We start from the raw sequence: 11,885 nt of genomic DNA, 5'->3' as shown, positions 1-11,885 counted from the left end.
CCATGCCTCGACCCCGACTGCATGCCTTCGAAGGTGAGCAGCTCACCGTACGACAGATCCACCAACGGGTACCGGTACTTTCCGAGCGGACCATCCGCGATCATCTTGCTGCCGGCCGTCGTACGCGTACCGCCATGTTGTGCTTTGACCCGATCGCGGCGGCAGCGCGCGGTGGCCGCATCACCCAGCGCATCCTGCGCGCCCGCAGCACCGCCGCACGTGATTCCTGATCCACCGGCAGCGGCCACGTCCTTCAAGGAGTAGATTCCCCATGATTCCCGCGTCCCTCGACAGCGGCCATCGCATGATCGCCGACACGCTGGCTGCGTTCCGTGCCGGGCCTGCCCTGGCCAGCACTGCGCTCCGCGCACGCCCGCAGGCGGGTCCGCCGCTCTACATCGGCATCGCCGGCGCCAAGCGCGCGGGCAAGGACACCCTCGCCAGCGGGCTGGCGTCGGCACTGGCACTGCCCTGCGACAGCTTCGCCGCACCGCTGCGGCAGTTCGTCGCGTCCCTCCTCGGGCTCTCCCTGCGTGAACTGGACAGCCGCAAGGAGGACACCATCGACTGGCTGGCCGAACTCACTCCTCGCCACCTGATGCAGACCGCGGGTACCGAATGGGGCCGCGACCGTGTCCATCCCGAGTTGTGGGTACACTCGCTGTTCGCGCGCCTGCCTGCGGGAGGACTGGTGCCCGACGTCCGCTTCAGTAATGAGGCCTGCGCGATCCGTCGCCGCGGTGGTGTCGTGATCCGCGTCAGCCGCCCGGGCCATGGAGGCCATGACACCCACGCCAGCGAGCAGCCACTGCCCGATGAGCTGGTCGACATCGAGGTAAGCAACGACGGCAGCCGGGCCGATCTGGTACGCAGGACGCTGGACCAGCTGCTGTCGCGCGGCGTGATCTGAGCCTGGAGCAGGGCCGCGCTGCCCTGCAGCTTCCCCTGACCCAACCGCAGGTTCCGGCCCATCATCGGCGAAAATGATGTAAGGTCGTCCCCCATCACCGACGGCACCTGTCGTCACCCTGCATCCCCAATCATTTCGCAAAGAGGAATTGTCATGGAGGTCGAACAGTTCACGTCGACGCGCCAGAAGGCCATCGAATTGTTCAAGTCGCAGCCCAAGGGTGGCAAGGACATCGTGAGCCTGGACGCGATCTTCATCTCGCTGTGCTCGCTGGCCAACGCCCGGGCCGAGACCGGCACCACCCGGCAGGAACGCACTGCGGCTCGTCCTGGCAGCCAGCAACCTCCCGCGCCGTGGTTCACCGAGACCCTGGCCGCCCTGAAGGGCAAGGGCGAATCGATCACCGTGGCGCGGTTCCTGATGTTCGCCAACCGCTTCCCGGTCAAGCGCATGGACCAGGTCAATGCAGCGCGCTGGCTGCGTGATGCCGGCTACATTCCGCGCAAGACCGGCGGCAACCTGGTATTCGACCTTTGATCCAGCACCACCTGCAGTCCTGAAGCCCCGGCATCGTCCGGGGCTTTTTCGTTTCAGGGCCTGCTCACCGGTATGAGGGAGGACGACCAACGGGACGCCATCCTCACCCCATACCTGCCACATCCCCTTGATCTGCCTTTCCCTCCTCTCTGTGAGGACTGCGAGTACGAAGGAAGGAGCAAACATCAGCAGCAACAGCCAGCGGCCGCAGGGCGTCATACGCTGCCGAGCAGCCATCCTCACCCGTCCTCGGGGCACCGATGAATACCTTCAGCACGCACACTCGAAAGTAGACGAAAGGTGTTGACTGGCGGCAAGGGATGGCAACAGTGGAGATCAATGCCACTGAAGACATCCTCAATGAACGCCCTGCCCGACAGCATCCAGACCCTGGCCGAGGTCATCGGCGAATCCGCAGCCCTCACGCTGGTGCGTGCGTGGCCGCCGACCACCTCCAGCACCACCGGCCGTCATCGCGTCATCGTCTACGTTCCCTCCACCCTGCCCGACCAGCATCGCCTGATCGACATCCTCGGCCGCGACGTTGCCCAACGGCTGGTCACCCACTTCGGTGGCGAGCTGTTGTTCCTGGCCTCGTGCTTTGCGGCCAATGCCCATGAGCGCCGCGAGCAGATCGCACGAGCGGTCGCCTGTGGCATGCCGCGCGAGCACGTCGCGCGCGAGTTCGGTGTCTCGCAGACCACCATCAAGCGCGCCCTGCGTGGTGCCCGTTCCGCGCCACCGCCTGCGGTCCATCCGGCCCTGCTCAAGGGGTATGCACGCGCATGAACGAGAGCGACCTGCTGGCGGGCGTGCCGGACTGGGCCAAATATCTGGGGGGAACCTCGGGTGTACTGATCGCGGTGTCGCTGTGGCTGCGCCAGTGGTTGTCGTCGGCCAAGGTCGACCGCACCGCAGACGAGGCCACCAGCAACACCCTGCGCACCCTGCAGGAGCAGCTCGCAGCCGAGCGTACCCGCGCCGACGGCCTGATGCACGAGCGCGAAGCAATGGCCCAGGAGATCGGCCAGCTGCGCGGCGAGGTCAATGCCCTGCGCGCGCAGATCGCCCAGCAGAGCGTGCAGATAGACGCGCTGTTGAACCTGGTGCGCAAGCAGCCGGGGGCCGCCGCATGACCGCCGCTGCAGCCAGCGCCCTCGGTGGGGCCAACGTCGCCGCATTCCTGGACATGCTGGCGGTATCCGAAGGCACCGACATCCCCAGCCAGCGCTCGCGTGACCGCGGCTACGACGTGATCGTGGGTGGCCAGTTGTTCAACGACTACCGCGACCATCCCCGCGTGCTGGTGTCGCTGCCACGCTATGGCATCAAGTCCAGTGCCGCCGGTCGCTACCAGTTCCTGCGCAGTACCTGGGATGACCTGCGCGCGCGGCTGGGCCTACCCGACTTCGGCCCGGTTTCGCAGGACCGCGCGGCCGTGGCGCTGCTCAAGCAATGCGGTGCCTACGAATTGATCCGCCTCGGTCGCCTCGATGCCGGCATCAACGCCGCACGACGTATCTGGGCGTCACTGCCGGGCGCCGGCTACGGGCAGAAGGAGCATGCGCTGGAAACACTGCGCGTGGCCTACCGCGCCGCCGGCGGAGGCCTGCAGTGACGCCCGTCGCCCTGCGGTTCCGCATGGGCCTGCTGGTCCTCGCCGGTACCCATGCATGCTGTGCCTGGCTGGGGTGGACGCTGCGCGACCGCAGCGCGGACCTTGCCATCGCCACCGTCCAGACCGCACAGCAGGCATCGCGCGCTGATGCGGCGCAGGCCGCACATCAGCGGGACCTCGGCAACGCCCGCGCAGGTGCGCAGGCCGAATCGCAGCGCCTGGCCACGCAGGCCGAACGCACCCGGCAATTCCAAACCCTGCAACAGGACATCGAGACCCATGCCAAGACTCCTGGCCGTGACCGCGGCGATGCTGATGCTGAGTTCGTGCGCATCTGGCGCGAAGCCAACGCCGGTCGCGCCCTGTCGCGTTGATCTCAACATCGCCCCGGCGCAGCTGCGTGCGCCGGACGAGCTGCCGGACCTGCAGGCGGCCAACGACGATGCGCTGCTACGCAATCACGTTGCGGTCGCGCGGCAGTACCACGCACTGGCCGACCAGCTGCGTGCCCTGCTGTGCAGCCTCGGCAGCCAGCAGGGGATCACCCTCAACGGTACAGCGCCAATGGCGCCTGCAGAGTGCACAGCCACCGGCACGGCCACCGCGCGACAACAGCGCTGATCCCCGCGGCCACGCCTGCAATGTCCCATGCGGCGGGTGATGGCAACACTGGATGCAGACAGCGCGCGTCCCCAACCAGGCGCGTCCTCCCATTCAACGCACGAGCTGACATGGCGACCAACTCCTCCTCTTCCATTCTCGACGCACTGCACCCCGCCATCGAAGCCGCGATCCGCGCCCGCTTCCCGGACTTCGCAACCGTCGAGTTCTATCGCGAACCCGGTGCTGAAGGCCTGGCCACACCCGCCTGCCTGCTGGCAATGACCCGCTGCGATCGCAGCAAGGACAAGGACGATGGCAGCGGGCAGATGCAGGCATTGCTGCGCTTCGAGGCACGCGTCGTCGTCGCTGCCGCCGCTATCGACGCGGCACTGCAGCTGCGCAAGGCCGCCGTCGCGCTCGCCGGCTGGCTGCACCAGCTCGGCCGGTTCCCCGGCGCGGCCAGCGGCGCGATCGATGTGATCGCCGCACTGCCCGAAGACACGGCGGCGGCGCAGCCAGGCCTTCGCACCTGGCTGGTGGAGTGGTCACTGCCGGTCGCTTTGGGCAGCAACGCCTGGGAGGAGACCGGAGGCGCAGTTCCCCAGGCCTTCTACAGCTTCGTACCGGAGATCGGTCGTGATCACGAAGCACGCTACCAGCCCATTGAAGGAGCAGCACCATGAGTGCCGAACAAGCGCGCCTGATCGGCAACCTGCTGATGATCGGCGTCGTGCGCGAGCTGGACGAAGCGGGCGGCCGCGTGCGCGTGGATGCAGACGGCATGCTGACCGACTGGATTCCCTGGCTGGAGCGCCGTGCTGGCCCGGGCGTGCGCAGCTGGTGTGCACCCGAACCCGGCGAGCAGGTGCTGCTGGCGTGCCCCTATGGCGACCCGGGCCAGGCACTCGTTCTCGGCAGCCTGTACCAGGACCGGTTCCCGGCGCCCGCCGACTCTCGGCTGCGGCACCGCACCGAGTTCGCCGACGGCAGCGTTGTCGAGTACGACCAGGAAACCGCAACGCTCAACGTCGATGTGGGCAGCGGCAAGGTCATCGTCACCTGTGCAAGTGCACAGGTGATCGCCAGCGAATCGATCGTGCTCGATACGCCATCGATCAAGGCGACTGGCGACCTGGACGTCACCGGTGCGATCAGTGCCGGCAAGGACATCAGCACATCCGGCGAGGTCAAGGCTGGCGCCATCGGCCTGAAGGCACACAAGCACACCGCACAGGGTCCGACCGCACCCACCACGCCCGCGCAGCCCTGAACGGCCACGCGTGCAATGCCCTGAAAACCCGCACTCCACGACGATAGAGGCCATGCGAGGAATCGACGCCAACACCGGCAAATCACTGGATGGGCTCGCCCATCTGCACCAGTCCGTGCGTGACGTTCTCACCACGCCCCTTGGCTCCCGGGTACTGCGCCGTGAATACGGTTCGCGCGTGTTCGAACTGATCGATGCGCCGACCAACCGCTCGCTGCGCATGGACCTGATCGCGGCCACCGTCGACGCACTCGCGCGATGGGAACCGCGGCTTCACGTCGAGAACGTCGACGTCTCCCTCCCCGCCCCCGGCGTGATGATCCTGGCAGTGACAGGAATCCACCTGCCGGACGGCGAGGCCATCACCATCGAAGGAATCGAGGTTCGCTAACCGTGGCATCCGGCTCGTTCACCAGTGTCAATCTCTCCCAGCTGCCTGCACCGGCGGTCATCGAAGTGCTCGATTTCGAGACGCTGTTCGATGAATCGTTGACCGCACTGCAGGCGCTCGACCCCACCTTCGACGCGCTGCTGCCGTCGGACCCGGCCTTCAAGATCCTGGAGGTCTGCACCTACCTGCGCCTGCTCGACCGACAGCGCGTCAACGATGCGGCGCGTGGCGTGATGCTGGCCTACGCGGTCGGCAGCGACCTGGACCAGTTGGCCGCGATCTTCGGCATCGGCCGCCAGATGCTGGACCCGGGCAAGCCGCAGGAAGGCATTCCGCCACGCTACGAGAGCGATGAAGATTTCCGTCGGCGCATCCAGCTGGGTCCGGAAGGCTTCAGCGTGGCCGGGCCGGAAGGCGCCTACATCTTCCACGCGCTGAGCGCCGATCCGCGGGTGCTCGACGCCAGCGCGACCAGTCCGTCGCCGGGTGAAGTGGTGGTCTCGGTGCTGTCGCGTGAAGCCGATGGCACGGCCACCCAGGCGCTGCTCGACGCAGTGGAAGCGAAGCTGAGTGCGGCCGACGTGCGGCCGCTGACGGATCACGTGCTGGTACGCACGGCGGCAATCATCAACTACGCGGTCACCGCCACGCTCTACACCTACGCCGGCCCGGATTCGCAGGTGGTGCTGGCCGAAGCACGCTCGCGCCTGGATCGCTACATCGCCGAGTCGCATCGGCTCGGCCGCGATGTCACCCGCTCCGGCCTGTTCGCCGCATTGCATGCCGAGGGCGTGCAGCGCGTGGAGATTTCCAGCCCGGCGGCTGACGTGGTGGTGGACCGGACCCAGGCCACCTACTGCACCGCGGTGACCCTGACCCATGGCGGCAACGATGAATGATTCCACCGCACGCCTGATCAATGCACGCCTGCGTGGCGCGATCGATGGGCACAACCTGCAGTTCCGCCATCCAGGTGGCGCACTGGCCACCCTGCAGGCGGTGTACCGCACCGATTGGCAGGGGCGTTTGAAGCTGTCGGATACGATGCGGCGCAACCTGCAGCGTTTCTCGGCATCCTTCGACCATCCACGATGGAAAGGCTTCTACGTGAAGCCGGCCAACCTGTCGTCCAGTCATCCCGCTCCGGATGGCAGCTCCAGTGCCTGGTCCTTCCCGGTCTCCGATGCGATCGGGGGCCCGGAGCAGAACTTCGCCGGCGTGGTGGACGAGGATGGAAGCGCGTTTCCCAATGGTGCCGTGCGCACCATCAGCATCTGGCTGCGTGCAACCGAACCCTGTGCGATCGACTTCGGCATGCGCGCCACCGGCGCAGGCAGGACCCGTCTGCAGGTGGGCACCGAGTGGAAGCGCTACAGCTACACCTATGCCGCAACCGCGGATGACGCCCCCCGGGGCGTGAGCATCGTGCTGGATCGGCGGGCGGGCGGGAACGCCGGCCTGAAGCCGGACAGCCGCATCCACCTTTGGGGCGTGCAGGTGGAGGAAGGCCGCGAGGCGACCAGCTACATCCGCACCATGCCCGAGCCAGTGGGCGTGATCGATTACAGCGTGCTCAACAATGTGATCACGCTCAGCCGCCCTCCCGCTCCCGGTTCGATCATCGACGCCGACGCGCTGATCAGGGTGCCGACGGCAACCACCCTGCTGCCGCCCAACGCCACCCGCGCGGAACGGGCGCTGGCCCGTGCTGCGGTGACCCGCCCGCTGCCGGTGGACATCACCGCGCTGTGGGATGCGGACCGCTGCCCGGCCGCGTTGCTGCCCTGGCTGGCCTGGGCCTTGTCCGTCGACGAATGGAAGGCCTACTGGCCGGAAACGGTAAAGCGTGCCCGCGTGCGCGCCGCGATCGCGATCCAGCGCCGCAAAGGCACCTGGGGCAGCGTCCGCGATGTGGTGGCTGCGTTCGGCGGTTCGATCCTGATCCGCGAATGGTGGGAAATGCAGCCGCGAGGTGCACCGCACACCTTCGAAGCGGTGATGACCATCGCCAACCAGGGCGGCGAGACCGCCACCGCCAAGTTCGTCGACGACGTGATCGGCGAGATCAGCCGCACCAAGCCGGTGCGCTCGCACTTCACGTTCACCCAGGGCATGCAGGCCAGCGCCGGTATCGGTGCACTTGCCGGCGCCCATGGCACCACCTTCCGCCGCATCCAACTGATCGGAGAGTAAACCCCGCATGCGCTTGAAAATCACCGACGCCGGCTTCACCAGGCTGGTCAATCCACCCAACACCGGCACCAGTGCCGTGCTGATCACCGAGATCGGCCTGACGTCCACGGCATTCACGCCGACGGCAGGGCTGACCGCCCTGCCCGGCGAGATCAAGCGGGTCTCGACGTTCGGCGGCAAGGCCGTGGGCGACGACACGCTGCACGTCACGATCCGTGACGACAGCGCTACCGCCTACAGCCTGCGCGGCTTCGGCCTGTACCTGGGCGACGGTACGCTGTTTGCAACCTTCGGCCAGACCGATCCGATCATGGAGAAGACCGCAGCCTCGATGCTGCTGCTCTCCACCGATACCCGCTTCAGTGAAGTCGACACCGCGCTGATCGAGTTCGGCAATGCCGAATTCATCTATCCGCCCTCCACCACCGAGGTGCAGGGCGTGGTCGAACTGGCCACAACGACCGAGACCGAAGAGGGTGCAGATGCCCAGCGTGCAGTGACACCGCGCGGGCTGCGTGCCTTCATCGACAAGCGCTTTGGCGCCAGCGCCCCCACCCAGTTCGTCCGCACGCTGCTGTCGATCGCCACCGATGCCGCGTTCCGCTCCGCTCTGGGGCTGAAATCGGCCGCGTTGAAGGACGAGGGCGCCGACAAGGGCCTGGATGCCGACCTGCTCGATGGCCGCCACGGCACCCACTACCTGGACTGGCGCAACATGACCGGCGTGCCATCCAGCGTGCACGTGCCCGGACAGGTGATTCTGTTCGCCGGTGCCACCGCGCCCAACGGCATGCTGCTGTGCAATGGCGCCGCTGTTCCGCGTGCCAGCTACCCGGCCCTGTTCGCCGCCATCGGTACCCGCTACGGCGCCGGTGATGGCGCAACCACCTTCAACCTGCCGGCAATGCAGGAAGGCACGGTGGTCACACACACACTGAACCCGGAAGCGGTCGGCAGCTTCACCCAGGGTGAGGTGATCCGCCATGCCCACGGCGCAAGCGCGGCGACAGCGGGCAACCACAGCCACGCCATTTCCGTAGGCGCAGGCGGCGCGCATTCCCATGGCGCCAGCGCCAGCGCGGTAGGCGACCACGCGCACGGTGCATGGACCGACTCACAGGGCCACCACGCGCATACCGGCGGCACCTCGTGGATCGGCGATCACCAGCATCTCACCGCGTTCGCCGAATCAGGCACCACCTACCCGTGGGGCGCCGACTACAACAACCACGCCGGTTCACGCGGCAACCTGGACTACGACAACCCCTGGCCGTACACCAGCCCGGCCGGTGGCCACGCCCACAGCTTCACCACCGACGGCGCAGGCGGCCACGGCCACAACATCGGCATGAACGGCGCCGGCGGCCACTCGCACACCATTTCCATCGCCCAGGTGGGTGACCACGGCCACGCCGCGTCGGCCGCCGACGCCGGTGCGCACACCCACACCGTCGTGGTGGAGAACGCCGGTGGCGACCGCAACCTGCCGGCTGGCCTGCGGATGATCTATTGCATCGCGTACTGAGGACATGAACTTGCCTACCGAACCGCGCTTCGCGCACTCCTACGATCCCGATACCCGCGCCTACATGGGCAAGGTCCGCCTGCAGCCTTCGCCGGACGGCGCCTGGAACCTGCCCGACTTCACCGTGGACGTCGCGCCTCGCCAACCTGCCGGCGAATACCAGGCACTGCGCCTGGCCGAGGATGGCTCACGCTGGGAACTGGTGGCCGATTTCCGCAACTGCATGCTGTGGGACACACGCACCGCGATGGCGGTACCCAACCGCCTCGCGCTGGGCGAGCCGTTGCCCAAGGACGTGACCCTGTCCGAACCATTCAAGCTGGATGGCACCACCGCGCAATACAACGCGTGGAATGCCAGCCGCCGCGAATGGACGCTGCTGCCGGACTACAGCTCGCGACCGCTGTGGAACAAGCACGATGCCAGCTTCGCGACTCCCGTTTCCCGTGGGGTCGCACTGCCGCCATCGGTCACCGATCTGGCACCGCCTGCAGATCGCAGCTACCCGGTCACCTTCGATGAAGCCCGTGCTGCCTGGGTGATGGTCACTGCCCCCGAACCCGACCCGGCCGCGCAACCGCAACCGCAACCGTGATTTCGGGCCACCGCTGCAATTAATCCAGCCGCGGCCAGATACGAACATGTACCCATGCGGCGCAGATCGCGACCGCAGCACCCACCCAACCAAGGAAAAAACAACGCATGGCCGAATTTCTGCATGGCGTGCAGGTCGTCAACATCGATGGTGGTTCCCGCTCGATCGCTGTTGCCTCGACCAGCGTCATCGGCATCGTGGGCACCGCGCCCCGCGCCGACAAGATCGCCTTCCCCTACAACACTCCGGTCCTGGTGACCTCGCGTTCGCAGGCAGCCAAGCTGCTCGCCAACGCCGCAACCGAAGTCGATGAGGGCACCCTCCCGGGCCAGCTCGACGCCATCTTCGACCAGTCCAACGCGGTTGTGGTCGTCATCCGCGTCGAGAAGGGCGCCACCGAGAACGACACCCTGGCCAACGTGCTGGGCGGCGTGAACGCGCAGACCGGTGCCTACACCGGCGTGCATGCACTGCTGGCGGCAAAGTCGGTGGTGGGCATCAAGCCCCGCATCCTGGCGGTACCGGGCTTCACCCACACCCACGAAAAGCGCGATACCGAACTGCTGGCCAACCCGGTCGTGGCCGAACTGCTCGGCATTGCCGACAAGCTGCGCGCGGTGATCATCAAGGATGGCCCGAACAGCAACGACGACGCCGCCAAGAGCACCACCGCTCTGACCGGTTCCAAGCGCGTCTACGTGGTCGACCCGGCGCTGCTGGTGCAGTCCGGTGATGCCATCGTCACCCGCTACGCCTCCGGTGCCGTGGCCGGTGCCATTGCCCGCAGCGACAACGAACGCGGCTGGTGGGCATCGCCGTCCAACCTGGAGCTCAACGGCGTGGTCGGTACCGCACGTGCGATCGACTTCGGCCTGTCCGACGCGACCAGCCGCGCCAACCTGCTGAACCAGTCGAACGTGGCGACCATCATCCGCGAAGGTGGCTTCCGCCTGTGGGGCAACCGTACCGCCAGCAGCGACCAGAAGTGGCAGTTCCTGTGTGTGGTGCGCACTGCCGACATCATTGCCGACAGCCTGGAAGCCGCCCACCTGTGGGCCGTCGACCGCGGCATCAGCAAGACCTACGTCGACGACGTGCGTGAGGGTGTCAATGCCTTCCTGCGCGGCCTGAAGACCCAGGGCGCGATCCTCGGCGGCAACTGCTGGATCGACCCCGACCTGAACGCAGCGGACAGCGTGGCCCAGGGCCGTTTCTACTGGGACTTCGACTTCACCCCGACCTACCCGGGTGAGCAGCTGACCTTCCGCATGCACATGAACAACAACTACGTCTCGGAGATCTTCTAAGCATGGCGCGCAAGATCCGCAAGAACTTCAACTTCTACGTCGACGGCAAGGGCTATGCCGGCAGCGTGATGTCCTTCACCGCCCCCAAGCTGTCGCTGAAGACCGAGGACTTCCAGGCCGGCGGCATGCTGGCCCCGACCGAGATCGTGCTCGGCCATGACAAGCTGACCGCCGATGTCGAGTTCGCCTCCGACGACGCGGAGATCATGAGCAAGTTCCACGTCATCGAAAGCAAGGAATACGGCTTCACCGCCCGCGAAGCGCTGGAAGGCGATGACGGCGAAGTGACCCAGGTCGTGCACAACATGCGCGGCAAGGTGAAGCTGCTGGACCGCGGCGAAACCAAGGTCGGCGAGAAGGGCACGATCAAGGTCAACCTGGCGCTGAGCTACTACAAGCTGACCCATGGTGCCCAGGTCGTGCAGGAGATCGACGTGGTCAACATGATCGCCCGCCAGGGTGGCGTGGACGTGCTGGCCGGCATCCGCGGCGCACTGGGCATCTGAACCCTCGCCGCACTGAACCCGGGGGCGCCTCGCGCCCCCGCATCCATCGCACCGCATCGCATTCCAGGAACGCATCCATGTCCAGCAAGACCAAGACCCCCACCGACACCGTCATCGAGCGCGATGGCTTCGCCGAGATCACCCTCACCCGCCCGCGCCAGGTCAATGGCATGGAAACCGCCGTGCTGCGCATGCGTGAACCGACCGTGGAAGACATGGAGCGCTACCAGGATGACAAGGGCAGCGACGCACAGCGCGAGGTGCGGATGATCGCCAACCTGTGCGAGGTCTCGCCGGAAGACGTGCGCAAGATGCCGCTGCGCGACTACGCACGACTGCAGGCAGGCGTCGCGCTTTTTACCACCTGACCCTGCCTCAGATCAGGCAGGGAGTGCTCGCCCTGGCCGGTCATACCGGCTGGGGCCTGCGC

At 66.8% G+C, this 11,885-nt stretch carries 18 protein-coding genes; all 18 read left to right on the top strand.

Annotated features, from left to right (window positions below):
- Window positions 1–2: 2 nt before the first annotated feature.
- Complete coding sequence (locus tag AC5QAH_RS07145; protein WP_010483758.1) at window positions 3–230, top strand: hypothetical protein; 228 nt, start codon at window positions 3–5, stop codon at window positions 228–230.
- Window positions 231–271: 41 nt separating this feature from the next.
- On the top strand, window positions 272–910 hold the full coding sequence (locus AC5QAH_RS07140; RefSeq protein ID WP_495232221.1) for a deoxynucleotide monophosphate kinase family protein: 639 nt from the start codon (window positions 272–274) through the stop codon (window positions 908–910).
- 153 nt (window positions 911–1,063) lie between these two features.
- A complete protein-coding gene (locus AC5QAH_RS07135; protein WP_019336915.1) occupies window positions 1,064–1,447 on the top strand; it encodes a hypothetical protein in 384 nt (127 codons plus the stop codon).
- 360 nt (window positions 1,448–1,807) lie between these two features.
- Complete coding sequence (locus tag AC5QAH_RS07130) at window positions 1,808–2,236, top strand: Mor transcription activator family protein (RefSeq protein WP_019336914.1); 429 nt, start codon at window positions 1,808–1,810, stop codon at window positions 2,234–2,236.
- Entirely contained in the window at window positions 2,233–2,583 is a 351-nt protein-coding gene (locus AC5QAH_RS07125; RefSeq protein WP_010483765.1) for a hypothetical protein, read from the top strand. The genes AC5QAH_RS07130 and AC5QAH_RS07125 overlap by 4 nt, the downstream gene beginning before the upstream one ends.
- Complete coding sequence (locus AC5QAH_RS07120; protein ID WP_019336913.1) at window positions 2,580–3,065, top strand: glycoside hydrolase family 24 protein; 486 nt, start codon at window positions 2,580–2,582, stop codon at window positions 3,063–3,065. Before AC5QAH_RS07125 ends, AC5QAH_RS07120 begins: the two co-directional genes overlap by 4 nt.
- Window positions 3,062–3,439, top strand: a complete 378-nt coding sequence (locus tag AC5QAH_RS07115) for a hypothetical protein (RefSeq protein ID WP_029550698.1) — start codon at window positions 3,062–3,064, stop codon at window positions 3,437–3,439. The genes AC5QAH_RS07120 and AC5QAH_RS07115 overlap by 4 nt, the downstream gene beginning before the upstream one ends.
- Entirely contained in the window at window positions 3,381–3,686 is a 306-nt protein-coding gene (locus tag AC5QAH_RS07110) for a hypothetical protein (RefSeq protein ID WP_157999895.1), read from the top strand. The genes AC5QAH_RS07115 and AC5QAH_RS07110 overlap by 59 nt, the downstream gene beginning before the upstream one ends.
- A 110-nt stretch (window positions 3,687–3,796) precedes the next feature.
- Window positions 3,797–4,351 carry a hypothetical protein gene (locus AC5QAH_RS07105; protein ID WP_010483773.1) on the top strand — a complete coding sequence of 185 codons (555 nt, stop codon included), beginning with the start codon at window positions 3,797–3,799 and terminating at the stop codon, window positions 4,349–4,351.
- Window positions 4,348–4,938: a phage baseplate assembly protein V gene (locus AC5QAH_RS07100; RefSeq protein ID WP_049453550.1), complete on the top strand. Its 591-nt coding sequence runs from the start codon at window positions 4,348–4,350 to the stop codon at window positions 4,936–4,938. Before AC5QAH_RS07105 ends, AC5QAH_RS07100 begins: the two co-directional genes overlap by 4 nt.
- Window positions 4,939–4,990: 52 nt before the next feature.
- The gene (locus tag AC5QAH_RS07095; RefSeq protein WP_010483777.1) at window positions 4,991–5,329 is read left to right on the top strand and encodes a GPW/gp25 family protein; all 339 of its coding nucleotides are present in this window, start codon (window positions 4,991–4,993) and stop codon (window positions 5,327–5,329) included.
- A 2-nt stretch (window positions 5,330–5,331) separates the two neighbouring features.
- Window positions 5,332–6,228 (top strand): baseplate assembly protein, encoded by an 897-nt coding sequence (locus AC5QAH_RS07090; protein WP_010483779.1) that lies wholly within the window; start codon window positions 5,332–5,334, stop codon window positions 6,226–6,228.
- On the top strand, window positions 6,221–7,522 hold the full coding sequence (locus AC5QAH_RS07085; RefSeq protein ID WP_019336910.1) for a phage tail protein I: 1,302 nt from the start codon (window positions 6,221–6,223) through the stop codon (window positions 7,520–7,522). The genes AC5QAH_RS07090 and AC5QAH_RS07085 overlap by 8 nt, the downstream gene beginning before the upstream one ends.
- A gap of 7 nt (window positions 7,523–7,529) precedes the next feature.
- Window positions 7,530–9,047, top strand: a complete 1,518-nt coding sequence (locus tag AC5QAH_RS07080; RefSeq protein WP_049453549.1) for a tail fiber protein — start codon at window positions 7,530–7,532, stop codon at window positions 9,045–9,047.
- A 4-nt stretch (window positions 9,048–9,051) separates the two neighbouring features.
- Window positions 9,052–9,642, top strand: coding sequence for a hypothetical protein (locus tag AC5QAH_RS07075; protein WP_019336909.1), 591 nt, complete (start codon window positions 9,052–9,054; stop codon window positions 9,640–9,642).
- 107 nt (window positions 9,643–9,749) lie between these two features.
- Window positions 9,750–10,949, top strand: coding sequence for a phage tail sheath C-terminal domain-containing protein (locus tag AC5QAH_RS07070; protein WP_010483787.1), 1,200 nt, complete (start codon window positions 9,750–9,752; stop codon window positions 10,947–10,949).
- 2 nt (window positions 10,950–10,951) lie between these two features.
- A complete protein-coding gene (locus AC5QAH_RS07065; RefSeq protein ID WP_010483789.1) occupies window positions 10,952–11,455 on the top strand; it encodes a phage major tail tube protein in 504 nt (167 codons plus the stop codon).
- 77 nt (window positions 11,456–11,532) lie between these two features.
- Window positions 11,533–11,823 carry a phage tail assembly protein gene (locus AC5QAH_RS07060; RefSeq protein WP_019336908.1) on the top strand — a complete coding sequence of 97 codons (291 nt, stop codon included), beginning with the start codon at window positions 11,533–11,535 and terminating at the stop codon, window positions 11,821–11,823.
- Window positions 11,824–11,885: the final 62 nt, after the last annotated feature.

Source organism: Stenotrophomonas sp. YJH_SMC_43 (genome assembly GCF_059372535.1).
Note: the sequence above shows the minus strand (reverse complement) of the source record. Positions and strands in the feature narration are given on the sequence as shown.